The 21,315-nt window shown below is 68.0% G+C and carries 19 protein-coding genes; 10 read left to right on the top strand and 9 right to left on the bottom strand.

Features of this window, described 5'->3' with window-relative positions:
• Positions 1 to 17 precede the first annotated feature (17 nt).
• From AEQ27_RS18390 to AEQ27_RS13905, 3 genes are read left to right on the top strand one after another with little or no spacing between them, the layout of a single operon-like run.
• Entirely contained in the window at positions 18 to 1,457 is a 1,440-nt protein-coding gene (locus AEQ27_RS18390; RefSeq protein WP_235451102.1) for a sugar transferase, read from the top strand.
• Positions 1,457 to 2,842 (top strand): hypothetical protein, encoded by a 1,386-nt coding sequence (locus AEQ27_RS13910; protein WP_152970387.1) that lies wholly within the window; start codon positions 1,457 to 1,459, stop codon positions 2,840 to 2,842. Before AEQ27_RS18390 ends, AEQ27_RS13910 begins: the two co-directional genes overlap by 1 nt.
• Positions 2,843 to 3,982 (top strand): glycosyltransferase, encoded by a 1,140-nt coding sequence (locus tag AEQ27_RS13905; protein WP_054147207.1) that lies wholly within the window; start codon positions 2,843 to 2,845, stop codon positions 3,980 to 3,982. It begins immediately after the preceding gene.
• Here AEQ27_RS13905 and AEQ27_RS16770 read toward each other — a convergent pair.
• From AEQ27_RS16770 to AEQ27_RS13890, 4 genes are all read right to left on the bottom strand, one after another.
• Positions 3,975 to 4,640, bottom strand: coding sequence for a DapH/DapD/GlmU-related protein (locus AEQ27_RS16770; RefSeq protein ID WP_161805555.1), 666 nt, complete (start codon positions 4,638 to 4,640; stop codon positions 3,975 to 3,977). The two genes, AEQ27_RS13905 and AEQ27_RS16770, sit on opposite strands and share 8 nt — an antisense overlap.
• Positions 4,637 to 5,869 carry an oligosaccharide flippase family protein gene (locus tag AEQ27_RS17885; RefSeq protein ID WP_161805554.1) on the bottom strand — a complete coding sequence of 411 codons (1,233 nt, stop codon included), beginning with the start codon at positions 5,867 to 5,869 and terminating at the stop codon, positions 4,637 to 4,639. Before AEQ27_RS17885 ends, AEQ27_RS16770 begins: the two co-directional genes overlap by 4 nt.
• Complete coding sequence (locus AEQ27_RS13895; RefSeq protein WP_152970386.1) at positions 5,869 to 6,837, bottom strand: glycosyltransferase; 969 nt, start codon at positions 6,835 to 6,837, stop codon at positions 5,869 to 5,871. The genes AEQ27_RS17885 and AEQ27_RS13895 overlap by 1 nt, the downstream gene beginning before the upstream one ends.
• A gap of 594 nt (positions 6,838 to 7,431) precedes the next feature.
• A complete protein-coding gene (locus AEQ27_RS13890) occupies positions 7,432 to 8,124 on the bottom strand; it encodes an SGNH/GDSL hydrolase family protein (RefSeq protein ID WP_161805552.1) in 693 nt (230 codons plus the stop codon).
• A gap of 224 nt (positions 8,125 to 8,348) precedes the next feature.
• Here AEQ27_RS13890 and AEQ27_RS13885 point away from each other — a divergent pair, with 224 nt between their 5' ends.
• Both AEQ27_RS13885 and AEQ27_RS13880 read left to right on the top strand, forming a co-directional pair.
• Entirely contained in the window at positions 8,349 to 10,040 is a 1,692-nt protein-coding gene (locus tag AEQ27_RS13885) for a DUF4012 domain-containing protein (RefSeq protein ID WP_161805551.1), read from the top strand.
• Positions 10,041 to 10,105: 65 nt separating this feature from the next.
• Entirely contained in the window at positions 10,106 to 10,636 is a 531-nt protein-coding gene (locus AEQ27_RS13880; protein ID WP_054147202.1) for a hypothetical protein, read from the top strand.
• Between the two features lie 170 nt (positions 10,637 to 10,806).
• Here AEQ27_RS13880 and AEQ27_RS13875 read toward each other — a convergent pair whose 3' ends face one another.
• Positions 10,807 to 11,721, bottom strand: a complete 915-nt coding sequence (locus AEQ27_RS13875; RefSeq protein ID WP_054147201.1) for a VanZ family protein — start codon at positions 11,719 to 11,721, stop codon at positions 10,807 to 10,809.
• A 129-nt stretch (positions 11,722 to 11,850) separates the two neighbouring features.
• On the opposite strand from AEQ27_RS13875, the gene fdhA reads away from it, so the two are divergent.
• Complete coding sequence (gene fdhA, locus AEQ27_RS13870) at positions 11,851 to 13,071, top strand: formaldehyde dehydrogenase, glutathione-independent (protein ID WP_043593702.1); 1,221 nt, start codon at positions 11,851 to 11,853, stop codon at positions 13,069 to 13,071.
• A 145-nt stretch (positions 13,072 to 13,216) separates the two neighbouring features.
• Positions 13,217 to 14,695 carry an MFS transporter gene (locus AEQ27_RS13865; RefSeq protein ID WP_235451101.1) on the top strand — a complete coding sequence of 493 codons (1,479 nt, stop codon included), beginning with the start codon at positions 13,217 to 13,219 and terminating at the stop codon, positions 14,693 to 14,695.
• A gap of 191 nt (positions 14,696 to 14,886) precedes the next feature.
• Here the strand turns inward: AEQ27_RS13865 and AEQ27_RS17880 are convergent, their stop codons facing one another.
• The 4 genes from AEQ27_RS17880 to aroA form a co-directional block, all read right to left on the bottom strand.
• Positions 14,887 to 15,027, bottom strand: a complete 141-nt coding sequence (locus AEQ27_RS17880) for a hypothetical protein (protein WP_161805550.1) — start codon at positions 15,025 to 15,027, stop codon at positions 14,887 to 14,889.
• Between the two features lie 297 nt (positions 15,028 to 15,324).
• Positions 15,325 to 16,086 (bottom strand): inositol monophosphatase family protein, encoded by a 762-nt coding sequence (locus AEQ27_RS13860; RefSeq protein WP_054147215.1) that lies wholly within the window; start codon positions 16,084 to 16,086, stop codon positions 15,325 to 15,327.
• A gap of 304 nt (positions 16,087 to 16,390) precedes the next feature.
• Positions 16,391 to 17,521 (bottom strand): ribosome small subunit-dependent GTPase A, encoded by a 1,131-nt coding sequence (gene rsgA, locus AEQ27_RS13855; RefSeq protein ID WP_082383587.1) that lies wholly within the window; start codon positions 17,519 to 17,521, stop codon positions 16,391 to 16,393.
• Positions 17,522 to 17,594: 73 nt separating this feature from the next.
• Positions 17,595 to 19,010, bottom strand: a complete 1,416-nt coding sequence (gene aroA / locus AEQ27_RS13850) for a 3-phosphoshikimate 1-carboxyvinyltransferase (protein ID WP_054147200.1) — start codon at positions 19,008 to 19,010, stop codon at positions 17,595 to 17,597.
• Positions 19,011 to 19,106: 96 nt separating this feature from the next.
• Here aroA and AEQ27_RS13845 point away from each other — a divergent pair, with 96 nt between their 5' ends.
• From AEQ27_RS13845 to AEQ27_RS13835, 3 genes are read left to right on the top strand one after another with little or no spacing between them, the layout of a single operon-like run.
• Positions 19,107 to 19,796 carry a sigma-70 family RNA polymerase sigma factor gene (locus AEQ27_RS13845; RefSeq protein ID WP_054147199.1) on the top strand — a complete coding sequence of 230 codons (690 nt, stop codon included), beginning with the start codon at positions 19,107 to 19,109 and terminating at the stop codon, positions 19,794 to 19,796.
• The gene (locus AEQ27_RS13840) at positions 19,793 to 20,038 is read left to right on the top strand and encodes a zf-HC2 domain-containing protein (protein WP_043593711.1); all 246 of its coding nucleotides are present in this window, start codon (positions 19,793 to 19,795) and stop codon (positions 20,036 to 20,038) included. The genes AEQ27_RS13845 and AEQ27_RS13840 overlap by 4 nt, the downstream gene beginning before the upstream one ends.
• Positions 20,039 to 20,095: 57 nt before the next feature.
• Entirely contained in the window at positions 20,096 to 20,536 is a 441-nt protein-coding gene (locus AEQ27_RS13835) for a GNAT family N-acetyltransferase (RefSeq protein WP_054147198.1), read from the top strand.
• Positions 20,537 to 21,315: the final 779 nt, after the last annotated feature.

Below are 21,315 nucleotides of genomic sequence, written 5' to 3'. Positions count from 1 at the left end.
AGCCCTCGGCTTCGGTCGTGCCGTTCGACTGGAGCCGTGTGTACGCGCGTCGGCTCGCCATCACCGATCTGCTCGTCCTCGTCTGGGTCGTCTTCGGAGTCCAGATCGCCTACTTCGGACTCGATGCGAACAACGTCGCGTTCTCCGGCAGGCTCAACGAATTGCGTTTCAGCTACTACGGATTCTCCATCGCTCTGATCGTCGCGTGGATGGTGATGCTGAGGCTGTTCGACACCCGGGATTACCGTGTTCTCGGGGGTGGGTCCGCCGAGTACCGAGCCATCGCCGACAGCACGGCTCGTCTCTTCGGTTTGGTCGCCGTGGTGTCTTACCTTCTCAAGATCGACATCGCGAGGGGTTACATCCTGATCGCGCTTCCTCTCGGCATCGTGGTGTTGATGCTCTCGCGGTGGATGTGGCGACAGTGGTTGTCGTTGAAGAGGCAGACAGGCGCGTATTCCGCGCGCGTGATTCTGGTCGGCTCGCCGACGACTGCTCTCCACATCGCTCGCGAACTCGCGCGTCACCCCGAAGAGGGCTACTTCGTCGTCGGGGCGTGTGTCACGTCGGGCGCCGTCGGAACCATGCTGCCCGGGACGTCGATCCCCATCCTCGGGGATGTGTCCGACGCGCTGTCATCTCTGGACTCCGCGGCGGCGGACACCGTCGTCATCACGGGATCGGAACAACTGGGCCCTCAGGAGATCAAGACCCTCAGCTGGGGGCTCGAGGCCGGGCAACGTCACTTGATCGTGGCGCCTAGCCTGACCGACGTGGGCGGACCCCGCATCCACACGCGCCCGGTCGCAGGGCTTCCCCTCATCCACGTCGAGACCCCTCGCTACGCCGGCAGCAAGCTCTTCACAAAGCGCGCATTCGACATCCTGGGATCGGGGGCGTTGATCATCGCGCTGTCTCCGGTTCTGGTCGTGCTCGCTTTGGTCGTGAAACTGACGAGCCGTGGTCCGGTCTTCTACCGGCAGGAACGGGTCGGGCTGAACGGAGAGCACTTCAACATGCTCAAGTTCCGTTCCATGCGGGTCGATGCCGATGCCGAACTCGCTTCCCTCCTGGCTGCCCAGGGCTCGAGCGACACGCCACTCTTTAAGGTGAAGGACGACCCTCGCGTGACGTCAATAGGACATGTGCTGCGCAAGCATTCATTGGACGAGTTCCCTCAGTTGTTCAACGTCCTCCTCGGGTCGATGAGCCTGGTCGGCCCTCGCCCCCAGCGCGACGGCGAGGTGGCGCTCTACGACGATGCGGCGCGCCGCCGGCTTTTGTTGAAACCAGGCATGAGCGGCCTCTGGCAGGTCGGCGGGCGGTCGTCCCTTGGCTGGGAGGACGCCATTCGACTCGACCTCTATTACGTCGAGAACTGGTCGATCACAGGCGATCTCGTCATCCTCTGGCGGACAGTTCGTGCAGTTCTTGCGCCGGGTCGAGACGCCCACTGATGGCCGCTGCACAGAACTCTGGACCGACCTCCAGGTCTGGCGCCGTTGCCGTCGTCGTCGCACTGACGTGGTTGCTCGTCGGCCCGCGGGTGGAGCTCGTGGGCGTCGGTGGCGCATCCTTGCGGCTCGAGGATTTCGTTCTCCTCTTTCTCGGCATCTTCGCGCTTAAGAATTGGAAGAGCGTCCGCGAGCACCGTCTCATCCGTCCCGGTATCGGGCTCGTTCTCGTCGTCGCACTCATCGCTGTGGGGGTGGCCACGGCGCTCGGAGCGGTCCAGCCCCTTCCGTCGCTTCTCTACGCCCTTCGGCCCGTCGAATACTGGGTGGTCTACCCCGCACTCGCCATCGTCTTGTGGCGCGATCGATCTCGGGTCGTGTCTTCCGTCCAGTTCTGCCTTGCACTCGTCACCGTCCTAAACACCGGTGTCGCCGCACTCCAATACCTGGGCGACGTGTCCATCGGCTTCTCCAAGTTCAGCAACCAGAGGGGGGCAGGCCTCACCGCCGGCCCCTATGAGCTCGGCGCGATCTCGGCGTTGTTGGCGTGTTACTGGTTCGCGCACCGTCGCCACGTTCTCGTGTTGTGTTCTCTCGCGTCCGTGCTCATGTCGCAATCTCGCGTGTCACTGATCGCCGTGGTGATTGCGCTCCTGATCATCCGGTTCTCGGGTCGTCGCGCAACCGAGGGCGGGCAGGGACCTCAGGCTCGCACTGGCAGGTCGAACGGGCCACATCCCCTTTCGGTGGTGACGTGCATGGTCCTCGTCGTGGGTGCCGTCGTCGCCGGACCAACTCTCAACGCCACGCTCGTGCAGCCAGCCCTCGCCCGCGCTCAGAGTACGTCCCTTAGCTCGAGTTGGAAATCGGCATCGTCGGTCGTGGCGCGGACACCGCACGTGCAGACAAGTGACGAATATACGTTGATCGCCTACGACGGCATCGGGGAGAGCATCCTGAATGCCACGGCTTCAGCGGATGCCAGCAGCGCCGTGCGCTTTTTCCGGTGGCAATTGCTTCTTCGAGAGACAACGGCTGATCCTGTGCACGTCCTATTCGGTCTCGGTCCGTCTTTTCCCGGTCCGTCCGTTGACGGTGCTCTTTTGCGCATCTTCTTCGAGACCGGTCTGCTCGGCGTCGTTGCTTGGGGCCTGCTGGTGAGAAGGTGGCTGCAGGGTGTTCCGGTCTGGTTCGCGGCGGCAGTCGTCAGCCTCCTGGTCGGCTCGATGTTCATCGACCTCCTCTTCGCACTGCGACCCATGGTCGTCGTTTGGATGCTCTTCGCTCTTGCCGGAGGTGCGAGATCGAAGAATGAGACAGCGATGAAGTCAACGTCCACGGCGGTGCTAGAAGGCACTGACCGGGCGTCGAAGAATGAGGTGATTTGAATGATCTCAGTTGACATGATCGTCCGTTCCGACGCGCTGTCGAAGGGCGGAGGCGACATGATCCAGGTCGACCAATACAGAAAACATCTACCGACAAAGATGTTCGACGTGCGGATCGTGCCGTTCCACCCGACGATGGCGCTGCGCGATGGTGCACTCGTGCACGTGGTGAACGTAGACAGGCCTTTCGACTTCGTCCTGGCCACGTCAGCGGCACGCGGCCGACCCATGATCGTCAGCCCGATTCATCATGACCTGGCCGCCGTCCGGCGCATGCGATCGGCCGAACGTGGGCTCGGCGCCCGAAGCCTGGTCGGACGACTTCTCTCCGAGAGTGGTCGCGAGTGGGCCGCCACCTGTGTCCGTTCGCTCAAGCAGAGATCGAGCACACGCGACGCATTCGTGGTGCTGCGGACGATGCTCGGGCAGGTGAGGCGAGTGTCTCGTGTCTGGTCTGACGTCGGACGGGCGTTAGATGACGCTCATTCCGTTTTCCTCCTCGCACCCGGAGAGGGCCGGTCACTGTCGCGTGACACGGGATGGAAGGGTCAAAATTCGGCTCTTGTCCCCAACGGTTCGCCGTTCGACTCGTCTCGGCCGGAAGGTAAGCCGTGGCTGAGCCGAGACATCGACCTGATCGTGGTGGGCCGGGTGGAACCTCGGAAACGGACTCTCGACCTGGTTCGTCTGGCGGCGGCGCGGGGTGTTGACATCACTGTCGTCGGCCCCCTCCATGCTCATGAGAGCCCGTTCGGGATGGCCTTTCGTGCGGCGGTGGAACAGTCGCCGACGGTCACGTGGACAGGACCGAAGTCGTCCGAGGAAGTGCTCGAGTTGATGGGCCGGTCGAAGGTCTTGGCGAACGCGTCCTGGGTCGAGGTCCAGAGCCTGGTCGAGCTCGAGGCGGCCCACCTGGGCTGTTACGTCGTCTCGTCCGGGACAGGCCACACTTCTGACTGGATTCCCGCCAGTGTCTCGACCGCGGAGGACGACGATCTCGTCGACTTGCTCGAGCGGGCCGTTCGCCTCGCCACCTCTCCGACGGGACCCGGAGCGGTCGCTTACCCGCACACGTGGGCGAGTGTGACAGCCCAGGTCGCCGATGCTTACGTAGCTGCATCGGAGACCATCCTCAGATGAGCCGTCCAGGCACACCGACGATGGTCGAACCTGCCGGATAGCTCTTCGTCACGACAGAACCTGCCCCCACCACGCATCCGACTCCGAGCTCGACGCCGTCCAAGATGGTCACTCCATGACCCAACCAGCACTTGTCGCCGATCTTGATTCCACGTCGGACGACGTCTTTGTCATCGGCTGTGCCGTGGGCATCACGTGCGTGGTTCTCAGCGACCATCGTCACGCGCGCACCGATCTGACACCGAGCGCCGATCTCGATGGGGCCACCGACACCGAGGATGACCGATGGCCCGACGTACGTGTGCGACCCGATGGAGAGGCCGTCACCGGGGTTGGACGGGTGGGATGAGCATTGAATCCATCCGTTCTCACGAAGTGTGACTCGATCCCCGAGCCTGATGCCGTTCTTGGACAACGCGAGGATCGTGAAGTTGTTGCCGACGAAGCACAGGCGCCCGACCTGGATCTTATTCCAGTACGAAATGTCCGTTCCCCGACCCAGGAAGAAGGGAAGCCGGACAGATCCCAGCCTCCATGAGTTCAGCACACCCCGGATGGCGGGCCGCAAGCCCTTTCGCAGATACCAGCCTACGAGCTGTCTCTTGCGGGCAACTCCGGTCGTTGAGCTGCGCGGGTCGGTCTTGTCTCTACTCGTCAAGGGGTTTTCTCGTTTCGTATGAGGACGACGATCAGGGAAAGGCAGGCGACCGCGTACGCGGCGACCAGGGGCAGAGCCATCGTCGTCGGAGTCACCGACGTGCCCGTGGTCACGGACAGACATCCGAGTACGACGACCGTAAAACATGCCAAGGCCGCGTGCAGGGCGCTCTTCCCTCTGCCCTCTCGCGCTGCTCGGGCACTCAGCAGGACGAACAAGCCTCCGAATACGCCGGCCAACGCTGTGACGGGCAGCGCTGAACCGGCAGGGCGGAAGGCCTCACCGAAAAGTACGGGAACCACGAGGTGGCCGACGCCGGTACCGAGGGCGCCCAAGACCAAGAGCAGCGAGACGGCAACGGACGAGGACCACAGGACGCCGCGAGAGTGAGCAAGGCGCAGAAATCGTCCTTCGAGCGTCGTCGCCGCCAGGATCAGCACGGAGGTGGCGATCTTACTGACTGCGTAGAAGCCGAGCAGTGCCGTCGACGCCAGACCGCCGTAGATGACGGCGTCGATGTTGGAGGCCAGGAGCGGCGCCAAGAGGGCCGGCGCCAGAACGGCGGCCTCTTTCAGCAATCGCCTGGAGTCGCCTGCGGTGGGCGCTGGGTCATCGCCGAGCGACTCTGTCGCCTTGAGCCTCTTCGACCGCAGGACCCGGGAACGGATCGCCGTGCCGATGCGAAGCGCTTCGGCAGCCAAGGTCACCACGATGCCGGTCGCGACCGTCAATGAGCGTAGGAAGAAGAGAACGAGATTGAGGACAAATTCGGCGGCCGGCGGTCCGCCCGCCAAAGCAGCCACCCGCCCTTGGTTTCCCTGCCATTGCGCCTCGGCGACCTCCAGTTGTGTCGAGGCGAAGAGCGGACCTGCGAACGAGGCCAGTAGCAGGCCGTATCCGACAGGGGTACCCACCTGGAGAAAGGCGACAGTGGCGAGGGGCAGACCGATGACGAGCCCGACGGCGGCCGTTGCGAGGATTCCCCGTTGTCCGAGGAGCGAACCCGACCGGGCTTGTCGGTGGGCCCGTTGGTAGTGGGCATGCCGATAACCGAGCGCAGACGCAGCGGCGATGATCGTGAAGCTCGACTGGAAGAACGCAAATTCTCCGCGACCGTCCGGACCGAAAAGTCGGGCACGCAGTGGTGCCAGGAGAAAGGGTAGGAGGCTGGCAACAATCACCGCGATGGTCAGCACCGAATCGCGCCCGAAGGAGTTGCGTGTCGGCACTAGCGTTGCACTTGACTCGAACGGCGCGCGATGCCCGCGATCAGTGACGTCGCCAGGAATCGCAGGTGAATCGCGCTCATCACGAGTAACGCCTGAGCGGCAGACTTTCGCAGATTCTTCTCGTAGTACGTGGCCATCGCATCGTGGAAGGCACGGTGTGACGCGGGGCTCCGCGGCCAGCCGCTGGAAACGCCCTTTACATGAACGGACGGTTCCATCTCGACGACGACGACCGAACGGCCGTCACGCTGCGCGTCCCGGCAGAGTTGCAGGTCCTCACCGTACATCCAGTAGTCAAGATCGAAGATCGGACCAGAACCGTCACGAAAGGAGGGGCTCAGCATCATGAGCGCACCCGTCGTCGCCTCGACTCTGCTGTATGCCGTACCGGAGGGAAGGCGGGAGGGGGTGACGGACGAGCGAGTGCCTGCGTTGTAACGCCAACGGCGCGGAAGCAACCGGCCGAACACCCCGTAGAGGGAGCCTGACGCGAGGCTCGGGAGCGATCGTCTGCTGGCGTTGTCCTCGACACCGTCGAGCCCCACGAGCGGAGTCGTCGCTATCCCGACGTTGGGAATCTCACGAATGGCCTCGAGAAGCCCTCGGACGGTGCCACTTCGCAGTACCACGTCCGGGTTAAGGCACAAGATGGGCGCTTCCGAAGAGGTGAGGGCCTTCCGGCCGACCTCGTAACCACCGGCGAAGCCCGTATTCGTCGACTCGATCAAGACGACGTCGAGGGCATGGTCTCGGACGAATTGCCGGATCACGGTCGTGGTGTCATCAGAACTTCCGTTGTCGACCACGACGACCCGCAGAATGTCGTCGCCTTCTGCTTCGAGCGACGCAAGGAAGGCCGCTATCGTCGACGCACTGTTGTAGGTGACTGTGATGACGACACACGTGTCTGACCTGATGCTCGAGATGGTTGGTCCCCTGCCCTTATCTGCCCGGTCGCGATGCGTCATCTCGATGACGCTAGGGTCAAAGCCTAGGTGCAATGCACCTTAATGACCGAGTTACCACCGCTGGGTGTCGTGCATCGACACGAACCCCCTCGTGAGAGATCCTGAATGATGAGCATTCTCGTCGACTGGAAAGTCAACGCGGGCGATCGGAGAATCCAGATGGCTCTCACGCTGTTCAGGCTCGCCGGTTCGGTGAGGCGACCCACGAGTCGTTGCCCGGGACCGGTAGCGCGACTGGTGTCAGCCTTCTACACATTCCTCGTCGAATGGACGTGGGGCATCGAGCTACCGTGGGCTACGACGGTTGGTCCGCGCCTCCGCATCTTCCACGGGACGGGTCTGGTCGTCAACGCGGACGCTCGACTGGGTGCTGACGTGGTGCTTCGGCAAGGTGTCTGCATCGGGTCGCGACATGACGGTGGCCCGTCACCCGTCATCGGCGACGGAGTCACCTTCGGAGCCGCGTCCCTGGTGTTGGGTGGCATCCGATTGGGGGACTCAAGCGCGGTCGGTGCGGGCGCCGTCGTCCTCGTCGACGTTCCCGATCATGGGCGAATGGTTGGAAACCCCGCTCGGCTCCTCTGACCGTCCCGATCAGTCGGGTCGTCCGATCACGTCCGCGACTTCAGAGGCGACCATTTGCCGGCCGGCCTCGTCGGGGTGGATACCGTCCTCGAGAAAAGTCAGAGGCGTGTCGTTGACGGACACGTACTCGAAATCGAATCGGAGACTTGCCTCCTCGAGGTACGCGCCGACGTCACGAACACGGGCGTGGGGAGCCGTAGGCGGGTCGAACGGCGCGACGACGATGACTCGACGGGGACGGTCCTCATCGATCGTCGAGAAGGCGTCGTCGACAGCAGTGTGGACGTCGTCGTCATCGAGGACCGCATCGTTGAGACCGAGCGCGATCACGAGGACGTCGGGCCGGGTCTCGAGCATGGTGGCCAACCGTGGCTGGATGGGGTCGTCCTTACAAGGTCCGGCATTTAGGAAGCCCGTCCCCTGCTTTCCATCGACCAACACGTCCATTCCGGTCATCAGGCCCACGTCGTAGGGAAAGGCGTCCAATGGGTCCGGCAGTTCCGCCCCTTGAGCCCACGAATCGCCTATGACGCCCAGAAGGGGTCTGCCCCCCTCGATCGACGCCAGCCGGGCGTCACCGACTCGGGCTTCGATTCCTTCGGACGCAAGGCAAGACCGCCAAAGTCTGTACTCATGGCGCACGGAAGGCACCGCCGCCGCACCCACGCCGACCGCCACCACCACGGCGGCGCCGGCTATCACCCTCGTTCTGGTCCGTCGCATCCCCATACTTCAACAAAGTAGCGGTGTTTGGCCTCTTCGCCCGAGCAGACGGGATGCGGCAGGGGTTCTGCTTAGATGTGAACATGACAGGGCGTCGAGTGTCATCGCGTGACGTCTCGCCGAGAAGGACCGTCCTCTGGGTCCTCGTGGCAGGCCTCTTCCTCGTTCTGTGCGCAGGTGCGTGGATCGGCATCCGAGGAGGGTTGGCAGTCCGCCATCTCGACTCGGCGGCCACTGCGGCGCGTGAAGCCCAGGCAGCGGTGCTCGCGGCTGACACCGGTGGAGCGGAGACCGCGGTCTCGCGTCTGCATGACGAAGTCCATGCCGCCGAAGGCCTGACGGGCGACCCGATCTGGGCGGCAGCGGAGTCCCTTCCATGGGCCGGGCGCAACCTGGCTGCTCTTCGAGATGTCACCACGATCCTGACCGACATCACCGACGATGCTGTCACGCCCGTCGTCCATGTCGCAGGCCGTCTGGATGTGAAGCAGTTCACTCCGGACGGGGCAGGCATCGACCTTCAGCCCCTTCTGGAGGCCCGACCGGACGTCCTGTCGGCTGATGCATCTTTGAAGGGCGGGTTGTCGTCCGCCGAGAGCATCGACCGGAAGGGATTGATAGAGCCCCTGGCCGACGCGGTCGACCAGCTCGTTGACGTCTTGGGTGGTGCCAGCGCCCAGGTCGACGTCGTGGCCCGCGCGGTCGACCTGGCACCCGGAATGCTGGGGGCGGACGGCCCACGTGACTATCTCGTCCTGTTTCAGAACAACGCCGAGCTCCGCGCGACGGGCGGCATCCCCGGGGCCGTCGCCTTGCTCCGGGTCGAGGGCGGCAAGATCTCACTCGTCCAGCAGGCGTCGTCGGGTGACTTCCCCCGAGCGGACGCTCCGGTGCTGCCCTTGCCGGTCGAGACGCAGGGCCTCTACGGCGCCATCACGGGCCAGTACATCCAGGACGTCAACCTCACCCCGCAGTTCCCGCTCAGCGCGCAGCTGGCCCGCGAGATGTGGAAGCGGCAATTCGGCACCGAAGTCGACGGCGTGCTGTCGATCGACCCGGTCGCCCTCAGCTACCTCCTGACGGCCACCGGCCCCGTCACCCTGCCGACCGGTGACGTGCTGACCTCGGACAACGTCGTCTCGATCCTCCTCAGTACGGCCTATTCGCGATACTCCGACCCGACCCAGCAGGACGACTTCTTCGCCGGGGCCGCGGCAACGGTCTTCTCAAGCATCTCCTCGGGCAACCTCGACGCGTCGGCCCTGCTCGCCGGACTCGCGCGCGCGGGGGAGGAGCGCCGCCTCTACCTGTGGAGCGCCGACGACACCGAACAGAGCCGGATCGCCGAGACGACCCTGGCCGGCGAGCTGCCGACGAGCACGGCCCACCAGCCGAAGTTCGGCGTCTACTTCAACGACGGCACCGCCTCGAAGATGGACTACTACCTCGGTACCAAGATCTCGATCGGCCAGGCCGTGTGCCGGCAGGACGGCAGGCCCAGCTGGGTCGTCGACGTGACCCTGACCAACAACGCCCCGGCCGACGCGGCGACGTCACTGCCCGAGTACGTCACCGGAGGCGGTCAGCTCGGCACGCCGGCGGGTGACATCAGCACGAACGTGAGCATCTATGCCCCCAGTGCGGGGGTGTTCGTCGCGGCGGCCGAGGACGGTGCCGAGGTCGGGCTGCAGACGGCGTCGGACTCCGGACTGTCGGTCACCCAGTATCAAAAGACCCTCTCACCAGGACAAACGTCGACGATGCGTGTCGAGTTCCTCGGCGGCGACGCGGTGGGAAGCGCTGAGACGTCAATTCCCGGCATCGAATCGACCCCAACTGTTCACGGGACCGAAACACAATCCCTAAAAATCAACTGTGAATCGCGTCTAAGCTGAGGGAGCGTCCAGTTTCCGCAGGGGGAACTTGAAGAGGCGCCAACCAACGTCTCAGGGGATCACACATGAAGAAATTCGCAGCCACCGCTCTGCTCATCGTCGTCGGGCTGTTCGCCGTCCCGACCGCCGCCAGCGCCTACGCACCGTCCACCGACGTCACGGTCAGCGGCCGTGTCGCCCCGGGCCAGCCCGTCGCCGTCGCCTTCGCCGAAGGAACGTTCACCCCCGGTGAGACCGTGAGCGTCGCCGTGACCGGCGAAGGCCGCGTCACCCTCGCCGCCATCGAGACCGTCACCATCACCAAGGCGGCCACCGCCTCGGGTGCTGCGTCGGTCACCGTCACGCTGCCGGCCAACGCCCGTGGCACTTACTCGCTCACCGCGACCGGCCTGTCGTCGGGCCAGCTGGCCACCTCGGCTCTGACCGTCGTCGCAGCTGACGCGGGCAACGCCGCCGTCGGTGGCAACGACGGCCTGGCCTTCACCGGTTCGACCGTGCCCACCCTCGTCATCTGGGGTGCCGCCGGCGCCGTCCTGCTCGGCATCGCGCTCATGGTCGTCCTGACCCTGCAGCGTCGCGCGCGCAGCAACGCGTAACACCAGCTCTCACCACGAAGGCCCCGGGCATCAGCCCGGGGCCTTCGTGTGTGCGGAAGGTGTTTAGGTCGTGGGATGGGGCCGCGGCGAGAGGGTCGGAGCCACTGCTGCCCCAGCCGGATCGCTGCTCTCCTTGTGCTGCCCCGTTCGACAGCCCGCCACCGGCGGCGTCAGCGTCGAACGGCGGCCAGTCGGTGTACGACGTCGAGCACGACGACCCCGACCAGGGCGCCGATGACTGCTCCGGTCGTGTTGGCCACCACGTCGTCGGCCGAGGCGAACCGACCGGGCAGGAACACCAGCTGGCCGAGCTCGATCGTCGCACTGGCCACGAAGCCGGCCACGGCGCCCCACCACCAGCGGTCGAGGCCGACGAGCAACACGACCACCACGCCCAGCGGCACGAACAGGGCGATGTTGGCCGTGAACTCGACCGTCGAGTAGTCCACCCACACCGGCACGCCGATGCTGTGCAGCACGTCGAGCCCACGCTGCAGGGTCGGACCGAAGCCCTCGTCGACCGGCCGGGCCGTGAACGCGATCGACGCCAGCACGAGGGCATAGACCACGGCGGCCGCGATCGCCCCCGCCCGCACCTTCCGTTCCGGGGTGCCGAGCGGGGTCGGCGTCCCGACGACGACCGCCGCACGCGCCACGAGCAGCCCGAGCGTCAGCCCGACCGCAGCCGCCCACAGCAGCGACGCGAGACGTCCGCCCACCGCGCCCGCGCCTCCTGAGCTCAGGGACGCGTCACCACTCGTCGTGACGGCCACGACGATGCTCGCCACGAGCACGGCGCCGGCCGCCAGGCCCCCTGCCGTGCCGCGATGACGCCGCGGCACGGCCAGGGCAACCAGGGGCAGCACCGGCACGACGGCGGCGCTCACGGCCAGGGCCTGGACGAAGCCGTCCGACAGCGTCAGCAGCCCCACCGAGCGGGCCGCACCCACGATCGTCGAGGCCGCCGCCCGGGCGAAGGTCGCGACCAGGGCCACGTCCGTCACGGCCCCGAGGGCGACGACCAGACAGGTCAGGTACACCGCGAGCACGACGGCCGCGGTGACGCGGCGGCGGCGGGCGGTCATCGCCCCACGCTAGCGGCCCGGCCCCGCACCTGAACGCTCGCTGTGATTCGCTCGCACCGCCCGACCCGGGCAATAGCCTGCGAGGGATCGGGCACGTCCCGTGCTCGCACGTGATCAAGGAGGATCACCATGGCAACGAATCACGCGGTCGCCTACAAGGGCCCCGGCCAGGTCGAGGTCATCGACGTCGACTACCCGACCTTCGAGCTGAAGGACGGCCCCGGCGTCAACCCGGCCAACGTCGGACGCAAGGTCAACCACGGCGCGATCCTGCGCACGGTCGCCACCAACATCTGCGGCTCCGACCAGCACATGGTCCGCGGCCGCACCACCGCCCCGACGAACCTCGTGCTCGGCCACGAGATCACCGGCGAGGTCGTCGAGGTCGGCCCCGACGTCGAGTTCATCAAGGTCGGCGACATCGTCTCGGTGCCGTTCAACATCGCCTGCGGCCGCTGCCGCAACTGCAAGGAGCGCAAGACCGGCATCTGCCTCAACGTCAACCCCGACCGTCCCGGCAGCGCCTACGGCTACGTCGACATGGGCGGCTGGGTCGGCGGCCAGGCCGAGTACGTGCTCGTGCCCTACGCCGACTGGAACCTGCTGAAGTTCCCGGACGCCGACCAGGCCATGGAGAAGATCCTCGACCTGGCGATGCTCTCCGACATCTTCCCGACCGGCTTCCACGGCGCCGTCACCGCCGGCGTCGAGGTCGGCTCGACCGTCTACGTCGCCGGAGCCGGCCCCGTCGGCCTCGCCGCCGCCACCGGAGCCCTGCTGCTCGGAGCCAGCGTCGTCATCGTCGGCGACATGAACGCCGACCGCCTCGCCCAGGCCCGCAGCTTCGGCTGCGAGACCGTCGACCTGACCAAGGGCGACCCCGCCGACCAGATCGACCAGATCCTCGGCGAACCCCTCGTCGACTGCGGCATCGACGCGGTCGGTTTCGAAGCCAAGGGGCACGGCGGCGGATCGGGCGACGAGGCGCCCGCCACCGTGCTCAACTCGCTGATGGACATCACCGCGGCGGGCGGCGCCCTCGGCATCCCGGGGCTCTACGTCACCGGCGACCCGGGCGGAGTCGACGAGGCCGCCCAGAAGGGCTCGCTGTCGCTCAGTCTCGGCACCGGCTGGGCCAAGTCGCTGTCGTTCACCACGGGCCAGTGCCCGGTGATGAAGTACAACCGACAGCTGATGATGGCGATCCTCCACGACCGCACGAGCATCGCGAAGAACGTCCACGCCCAGGCGATCAGCCTCGCGGACGCCCCGCGCGGCTACGCCGAGTTCGACAAGGGCGCCGCCACGAAGTACGTCCTGAACCCGAACGACCTGATCAAGGCGGCCTAGCGGTCGTCGCCACCCGCGCCTCCTCGGCTCTCGGTCCCCTCGACCGACAGAGCCCAGGAGGCGCGGGTCGGCCCACCGGGCCACCCGCGTTCCGCAGCCACTCGCGTCGTTGCATGCTGTGCAAGGTGTATGACGGAACGATCCCATGACGAAGACATCCGACACCTCTGCCCCCGGCGGCGCCGACGCCGCCCGCCCCGCCTCCGGCCACGGCCGCGCCGCCCGCTCCGACGAGGAACGCCGGAAGTGGCGCGCGTTCGCCGTGTGCGTCGGCGTCGCCGCCCTGACGATACTCGACCTGTCGAAGGTCAACGTCGGCCTGCCCAGCATCGAGGCCTCGCTCGGCGCCGGGCCCACCGCCCTGCAGCTGATCGTCGCCGGTTACGCGCTGGCGTTCGGTCTCTCGCTCGTGCCGTCCGGCCGTCTCGGCGACCTCAAGTCGCGCCGCATGATGTTCGTCATCGGCCTGACCTCGTTCACCGTCGCCAGCCTGCTCTGCGCCCTCGCCCCGACCATCGAGCTGCTGGTCGCCGCCCGCATCCTGCAGGGCGTCGCCGCCGGCATCCAGATGCCGCAGGTGCTCGGGCTCATCCAGGAGCTCTTCCAGGGCAAGGAGCGCGGCCGCGCCTTCGGTTTCTTCGGTGCCATCATCGGCGTCAGCACGGCGTTCGGCCCGACCCTCGGCGGCCTGCTCATCGCGATCGGCGGCCCGGAGGACGGCTGGCGCCTGCTGTTCTGGATGAACATCCCGCTCGGCCTGATCGCCATCTTCTTCGCCCTCAAGCTGCTGCCGAAGACCCGCACGGCCTCGAACGGCCACAACGAGCTCGACCTGTTCGGCATCGTGCTGCTCGGCCTGACGATCTTCACCCTCATGCTGCCGTTCGTGCTGACCACCGGCCAGGGCGACGACCCGCTGCGCTGGCTCTTCTTGATCGGCTTCGTCGCGTTCGGTGCCGCCTTCGTCTGGTGGGAGCAGCGCTACAAAGCCCGCGGCAAGTCACCGGTCGTGCACTTCAGCCTGTTCTCGCTCGCGTCGTACCGCAACGGCACCCTGATCGCCACGGTCTACTTCTGCGCCCTGCCGGCGACCTTCCTGCTGACGACGCTGTACCTGCAGCAGGGCCTGGGCCTCGAGCCCGTCTACGCCGGCATGGTCACCATCCCGTTCGCCCTGACCAGCGCCGTCGCCGCGTTCTACGGCGGACGCCTCGTCGACCGCTTCGGTCGCAGCCTGGTCGTGCTCGGGCTGATCCTGGTCGCGGTGGGCTTCGTCGCCCTGCTGCTCGCAGCCGTGCTCACACCACGCGACATCACGCCGTACGCCATGGGCATCGGCATGCTGATCGCCGGCACCGGCGGTGGCTTCGTCATCTCGCCGCACCCGACGCTCCCGCTGGCCGAGGGGCCCGCGAGATGGGCGGCGCCGCCGGCTCGATGGGACAGGTGGGTCAGCGCGCCGGCACGGCCATCGGCACGGCGGCTGCGGGCTCGACGTTCTACTCGGTCATCGCCGGGGCCGGGGGAGCGGAGGGCGCCGACCTCGACATCCACCACGAGGCCTACCGCAACGGGTTCTTCGTCACGATCGCCCTGGTGTCCGTGGCGCTCGTGCTCGGGCTGATGGACCTGCGGGCTCGCAAGAAGGGGCGCGTGGGCGACGGGGCCGAGGCTGCTGCTGCGTAGTCGGTGACCATCGTCGGCCGGTGACCATGGCCTCCTCGGTGACCCACGTCGTCGGGGTGACCCGCGCCTCCTGCGTGAGACGCGCCTCCTCGGTGAGACGCGCCTCCTGGGGTCGCGTGCCCCCGCAGGTCAGAGGCGCGCGAAGGCCTCGACGACGTAGCTCGTGACGTCGACCTGACGCGTGCCCGACAGGGCGATCGACGCGGGGTCGACCGAGCCGGCGGCGGTGCTGGCGGTGGCGGAGACGGAGGCGGCGGGCGTGACGAACATGGTGGGCCTTTCGATCGGCTGGTGAGGCGGTTGGCGGGGCCCGGCCGCCCGTCACAGGGAGACGGGCGGCGGAGCCCCTGGCGTCCCTGCCCGAGATGCTCGGTGCTCCTGACGGAGCCGGTGACGTCGTGCGACCAGTCAAGCGGGCCGGGTGTTGCGTGAACATAAGCGCAGGGCTGAGTCGCCCTCCGTCGGAGGGATGAACCTCGGCCGCGGCATCGCGCCACGACGTGCCAAGCCGCCACGCGACAACGTGGCGGCGTGTTCATCTCGTGGCGGCGTGAGCTCGACCTCGGTTCAGGCAGAAGGCGCGGCCACGATCCCGAGGACGCTCTCGTGCAGCAGTCCGTTCGTCGCCAGCGCGGTGCCGTGCCAGGGCCCCGGCTGTCCGTCGGCGCTGGTGAAGCGTCCGCCGGCCTCCTCGACGACGACGGCCACGGCCGCCATGTCGTAGGGCTGCAGGTCGAACTCGCCCGCGATGTCGAGTGCGCCCTCGGCGACGAGCATGTACGACCAGAAGTCGCCGTACGCCCGCGTCCGCCAGACCTTGCCCGTCAGGTCGAGCAGCTGCGGCAGGCGTCCGGCGTCGATCCAGTACTCGAGCCCGTTGAAGCTCAACGAGGCGTCGGCCAGGTCGCGCACGCCCGACACCCGCAACGGCCCGTCGTGCTCGGTCGAGAACGCCCCGCCGCCCTGCGTCGCCCACCAGCGTCGCCCGAGCGCCGGAGCACTCACGACACCCACCACGGGCACCCCGTCCACGACGAGCGAGATCAGCGCCGCCCAGACCGGGACCCCGCGCAGGAAGTTCGCCGTGCCGTCGATCGGGTCGACCACCCACTGGCGGTGCGAGGGAGCGTCGTGGCCGTACTCCTCGCCGTAGAAGGTGTCGTCGGGGCGGGCGGCGGCGACCCGCTCGCGGATCGCCCGCTCGACGGCCTGGTCGGCGTCGGTCACGTGCGACCGGTCGGGCTTGAGCGACACGTGCAGGTCGGCCGACCGGTACCGCTCGGTGCTGATCGCGTCGGCCAGGTCGGCCAGCTCGAGCGCGAGCGCCAGGTCGTCCGCCCACGGCGAGGTACTCGCCGGCTTCGTGACGGCGCTGCGTTCGGCGTTCGCTCCGGGATCGGCGCCCGAATCGGGTCCGACAGGGGACGAGGAGGCGCGGGTCGGCTCGGCAGCATCGGTCACCCCGTCAGCGTACCCAGCCCGCCCTGCTCGTCCGCGCGCCGCTCGCCTGACCGGCCCGCGCCTCCTGCTCCCGGCCCGGGCGGGCCCCGGACGTCATCGCACCGCGTTTCGTGCACGGCACCGCGCCTAGTCCCGGTGCGCTGCACGAAACGCGGTGCGACGCAGCAGCGTTCTAGCCGAGCTCGGCGCTGCGGGCGGCGGCGGCAGCCGCGGGGTGGTCGCGCGCGCTCACGCCGCCCTTGGACGCGGGCAGCGACTGCAGCGACTCGAGCCGTTCGCGGCCGACGTCGCCGAGCTCGCCGGCCTCGATGCGGTCGACGATCTCCCAGTCGTGGGCCTCGGCCAGCGGGATGCCGTCGACCGGCTCGCCCTCGGCCGGGATCGCGTGCGCCGCGAACGACTTGAGGATGTTCTCGGGGTCGACGTGGCCCAGCCCGAACGACCGCACACCGGGGGTGTCGACGATCCAGCCACCGGTCGGCACCTTGAACGACACCGTCGACGACGACGTGTGCCGTCCGCGCCCGGTGACCGCGTTGACCACGCCGACTTCGCGTCGCGACCCCGTCAGCGCGTTCACGAGGGTGGACTTGCCGACGCCCGAGTGACCGACCGTGACCGTGACGTGCCCGTCGAGGACGCCGCGCAGCTCGTCGAGCGCGGGGGAGACCTGCCCGCCGGGCGCGACCTCGTCGAACGAGGTCGACGTCGTCGTGACGATGCGCAGGTCGAAGCACGAGAAGTGCGCCGCGAACGGCGCCGGGTCGGCGAGGTCGGTCTTGGTGATGCAGAGGATCGGCTCGACCCCGGCGTCGAACGCCGCGACCATGTAGCGGTCGACCAGGCGGGGCCGGGGTTCGGGGTCGGCGGCCGCCACGACGATCAACATCTGGTCGGCGTTGGCGACGATGACGCGCTCGACGGCGTCGCTGTCGTCGGCACTGCGCCGCAGCAGGGTCGTGCGCTCCTGAACCTTGACGATGCGCGCGAGCGACCCCTCGGAGCCGCTCGTGTCGCCGACGACGCCGACGCGGTCGCCGGTCACGACGCTCTTCTTGCCGAGCTCACGCGCCCTGGCCGTCGTGATCTCGCGCTCGTCGGGGGTGCCGGCGTCCATCAGCACGCCGTAGCGGCCGCGGTCGACCGTCCAGACGACCCCCTCCTCGGCGTTCGCGTAGGCCGGACGCTGCTTGGTTCGCGGCTTGTTGCCCTTGGGGTTCGGGCGCACCCGCACCGAGCTCTCGTCGTACTCGCCGTACTCGCGCTCGTCGTCGGCGTCGTCGCCGTCGCTCCACCAGCTCATCGTGCCTCGCTCATCGTCGACCGTGCCTCGCTCGTTCCGTGCCGTGCCCCGCTCATCGTCGTCGGCCCGGCGCCTAGAGGAACCCGAGCAGGTCGATGTCGGCGGGGCTCCGAGGGACGGTGCGGCCGAGCATCTCGTCCCACAGCTCGACGAACTGCGGCAGCGTCTTGGCGACGACGCGGACGTCGTCGAGCTCGACGCCCTCGACCGCCAGGCCGATGATCGCCGCGGCGGTCGCCATGCGGTGGTCCTCGTAGGTGCGCCACTGGCCCGCGTGCAGCGGGGACGGCTCGATGCGCAGGCCGTCCTCGAGTTCGGTCACCGCGCCTCCGATGGCGTTGATCTCGGCCGCGAGGGCCGCGAGGCGGTCCGTCTCGTGACCGCGCAGGTGGCCTATGCCGGTGATCGTGCTGGGGCCCGAGGCGAGGGCGGCGAGGGCGACCAGCGCGGGAGCGAGCTCGCCTCCGCGGGACAGGTCGACGTCGACGCCGGGCAGCGAGCCGCCGCCGACGAGGCCCACGCCGCCGTCGACGGTGAGGGTGTCGCCGTCGAGCGTGACGGTCGCCCCCCAGAGCGGCAGCAGGTCGATCAGGTCGGCCCCGACCTGGGTCGTGTCGGCGGGCCAGTGCGCGATGGAGACGGTGCCGCCCGCGACCAGGGCGGCCACGAGGAACGGCGCCGCGTTCGACAGGTCGGGCTCGATGACGACCTCGCGCCCCTCGATGGGCGTCGGCGGCACGATCCAGGTGCCGACGGCCGGCGACGCGACCTCGACCCCGCGCTGCGCGAGCGCGTCGATCGTCATCTCGATGTGCGGCAGGCTCGGCAGGCGTTCGCCGGTGTGGGTCAGGGTGAGGCCGCGCTCGAGGCGGGCGGCCGAGAGCAGCAGACCCGAGACGAACTGGCTCGAGGCGGAGGCGTCGATCTCGACGTCGCCGCCCTCGACCTCGCCGGTGCCGTACAGGCTGAACGGCAGTGCACCCCGCCCGTCGTCGTTCACCTCGACGCCGAGGGCGCGCAGGGCGTCGATCGTCGTGCGCATCGGGCGCTTGCGGGCGCTGGCGTCGCCGTCGAACGTGACCGGGCCGAGGGCGAGTGCCGCGACCGGGGGCAGGAACCGCATGACCGTGCCGGCCAGGCCGCAGTCGATCGTCGCCCCGCCCTGCAGCTCGCCCGGTGTGACGACCAGGTCGGGGCCGAAGGGGGAGTCGTTGGGGAACTCGGTGACCGTCGTGCCCAACGCCTTGAGCGCCTCGATCATCAGCGCCGTGTCGCGGGAGTGCAGCGGCAGGCGCAGCGTCGAGGGCGACGACGCCAGCGCCGAGAGCACCAGTTCGCGGTTCGTCAACGACTTCGACCCGGGCAGGGACGAGGAGGCGCGCAACGGTCCGGAGGCGGTGGGCGCCACCCAGCGCCCCTCGTCGACCTCGGGAACCCTTCCGTCGCCGTAGGGGGAGAACTCGGGCCCGGAATACCTGTACACCTGCATCGGTTCACCACAGTAATGCAGCAAGAACCTGGAGGACCTGTGCCTGTCGCACTAGCACCGAGGGAAATCACCGTCGCCGAACTAGAATCGGCCCTGATGAGCACCCCCGAGGGCCACGAGCCCACACCGACCGTTGCCGCCGTCGAACCGACCGAGGCCGACGTCGACGCCGCCCTCGAGGCCGTCGACGCCGACGCCGAGAAGCGCGCCCTGTTCGAAGAGCAGGCGCTTCCGTTCATGGATCAGCTCTACGCCGCGGGCATGCGCATGACGCGCAACCCGGCCGACGCCAGCGACCTCGTCCAAGAGACGTTCGTCAAGGCCTACGCGGCGTTCGCGCAGTTCCAGCAGGGCACCAACCTGAAGGCCTGGCTCTACCGCATCCAGACCAACACGTTCATCAACACGTACCGCAAGAAGCAGCGCGACCCCTACCAGGGCACGATCGACGAGTTGGAAGACTGGCAGATGGGCGGCGCCGAGTCGGCGACCCGCGCCTCCGGCTCGACCCGCTCGGCCGAGGCCGAGGCGATCGACCACCTCCCCGACAGCGCCGTGAAGGACGCCCTGCAGAAGGTCCCCGAAGACTTCCGCATGGCCGTGTACTTCGCGGACGTCGAAGGCTTCTCGTACCAAGAGATCGCCGACATCATGAAGACCCCCGTGGGCACCGTGATGAGCCGCCTGCACCGCGGCCGTCGCCTGCTCCGTGAACTCCTCGCCGACTACGCACGCGATCGTGGCATCGCCGTCCCCGTCGGCTCGTCGAAGGGCGCAAAGAAATGACCGACTGTGGTTGCACCAAGGCCAAGGCCGAACTCGAGGACTACCTGCACAACGAGTTGTGCCGCGAGGACGCGGCCGACATCCGAGAACACATGGCGAACTGCGGCGACTGCTCGGGTGAGCACAAGGTCGGCGTCGTGCTGACCGAGGCCGTCCAGCGTGCCTGCCGCGAGACGGCACCCGAAGACCTGCGCGCCACGGTGCTCGCTCGCCTGCGCGAGCTGCAGTCCGCCCACCGCTAGCCGCGGCCTCCGGGCAGCCCGGTCGTCACACGTCTCACGCTGCGCTAGCGTCGTGACATGACCGCACCGGTGCAGCCCCTCGGCATCCCGACGACCAGCGACCTGGACGACCTCGTGTCGTTGATCGGCCTGCTCGGCTACACGCTCGACACCGACGTGCTCTCTGCTCGTCTGGCCCGCTTGACGGCCGACGCAGGCCACGAGACGTGGGTCGTGCGCGGTGACGACGGGCGCATCACGGCGGTCGCCGGCGGACACGTCGTGTGGGCGTACAACGACGACGCCCCGACCGCCGAGCTGCTGTTGCTCGTGGTGTCGGCCGAGGCTCGTCGCGACGGTGTCGGCTCGTACCTGCTCGGCCACTTCGAGTCGTGGGCCCGGGGCCACCAGGCACGCGTGCTCAACGCCGTCTCGGCAGCGGCCACCGACTCGGCCAACCGCTTCTACCGCAAACGTGGCTACCACGAGGCCGGCGTCCGCCACTCGAAGCTCATCTGACCGCCGCGGCTGCCTGCCGCCCTGACGGGGGCGTCACCTTGGGCTGCTGCGGCCGTCCTCGGTCAGCAACTCAAGCCTCTTGGTGCGCTTCGGGCGTGAACATGCCCAAAGCGGCACGTGCTCCTGGGTTACCGCCCCTTCGCCGCCGCTGCCTCTGCCGCTGACGTCACAGGTCGCGGTCGCGGGGCGTATGTCGCGGGTCTCGAGTCGGCAATTCCTGGCTGGTGTCGTCGTGCAGCGGTCTGAGCGGTGCTGAGCGCACAGGAGTCCTGAGTTGCCGACGGCGGGGCCGGGCCCGAGTTCGGCTCGGACTGCCGGTGCCGGGGGCGACGTCTAGGCCGGTGTGAACGGGCGCTTGTCGGCAACTCAGGAGAACGGTTGCGAACAGCGCGGCTGACGCACCGCGAGGCGACAGGAGTCCTGAGTTGCCGACAGCGGGGCCGTCCGAGCAGGAGCCTTTCTCCTCAGTTCCCGCCCCTCCACGGTCCCTGAAGTCACTGGTCGTGTGTCGCGGGTCTCGAGTCGGCAATTCCTGGCTGGTGTCGTCGTGCAGCGGTCCGAGCGGTGCTGGGCCCGCAGGAGTCCTGAGTTGCCGACTGCGGGCCGGGGCCGGGGCCGGGGCCGAGTTCGGAGCCGAGGTCGGCATGGATGCGGGTGTGGACGGGCGCCTGTCGGCAACTCAGGAGAACGGTCGCGGATCGGCGGGCTGGCGCGCGGCGAGGCGACAAGAGTCCTGAGTTGCCGACGGCGGGGCCGGGGCCGGATGCTGGGCTGGGCAG

Source organism: Frigoribacterium sp. RIT-PI-h (genome assembly GCF_001297205.1).
In the GTDB taxonomy this organism is placed as follows: domain Bacteria; phylum Actinomycetota; class Actinomycetes; order Actinomycetales; family Microbacteriaceae; genus Frigoribacterium.
The sequence above is the reverse complement of the archived record's forward strand: the minus strand, read 5'-3'. Positions and strand labels throughout refer to the sequence as shown.

Excerpts from the sequence above, each read along its gene's own strand:
- fdhA (WP_043593702.1), top strand. The coding sequence starts at position 11,851 with ATGGCAACGAATCACGCGGTCGCCTACAAGGGCCCCGGCCAGGTCGAG.
- AEQ27_RS13875 (WP_054147201.1), bottom strand. The coding sequence starts at position 11,721 with ATGACCGCCCGCCGCCGCCGCGTCACCGCGGCCGTCGTGCTCGCGGTG.
- AEQ27_RS13905 (WP_054147207.1), top strand. The coding sequence starts at position 2,843 with ATGATCTCAGTTGACATGATCGTCCGTTCCGACGCGCTGTCGAAGGGC.
- AEQ27_RS13845 (WP_054147199.1), top strand. The coding sequence starts at position 19,107 with ATGAGCACCCCCGAGGGCCACGAGCCCACACCGACCGTTGCCGCCGTC.
- AEQ27_RS13865 (WP_235451101.1), top strand. The coding sequence starts at position 13,217 with ATGACGAAGACATCCGACACCTCTGCCCCCGGCGGCGCCGACGCCGCC.
- AEQ27_RS17880 (WP_161805550.1), bottom strand. The coding sequence starts at position 15,027 with ATGTTCGTCACGCCCGCCGCCTCCGTCTCCGCCACCGCCAGCACCGCC.
- AEQ27_RS13895 (WP_152970386.1), bottom strand. The coding sequence starts at position 6,837 with ATGACGCATCGCGACCGGGCAGATAAGGGCAGGGGACCAACCATCTCG.
- AEQ27_RS13835 (WP_054147198.1), top strand. The coding sequence starts at position 20,096 with ATGACCGCACCGGTGCAGCCCCTCGGCATCCCGACGACCAGCGACCTG.
- AEQ27_RS13880 (WP_054147202.1), top strand. The coding sequence starts at position 10,106 with ATGAAGAAATTCGCAGCCACCGCTCTGCTCATCGTCGTCGGGCTGTTC.
- rsgA (WP_082383587.1), bottom strand. The coding sequence starts at position 17,521 with ATGAGCTGGTGGAGCGACGGCGACGACGCCGACGACGAGCGCGAGTAC.
- aroA (WP_054147200.1), bottom strand. The coding sequence starts at position 19,010 with ATGCAGGTGTACAGGTATTCCGGGCCCGAGTTCTCCCCCTACGGCGAC.
- AEQ27_RS13840 (WP_043593711.1), top strand. The coding sequence starts at position 19,793 with ATGACCGACTGTGGTTGCACCAAGGCCAAGGCCGAACTCGAGGACTAC.
- AEQ27_RS13910 (WP_152970387.1), top strand. The coding sequence starts at position 1,457 with ATGGCCGCTGCACAGAACTCTGGACCGACCTCCAGGTCTGGCGCCGTT.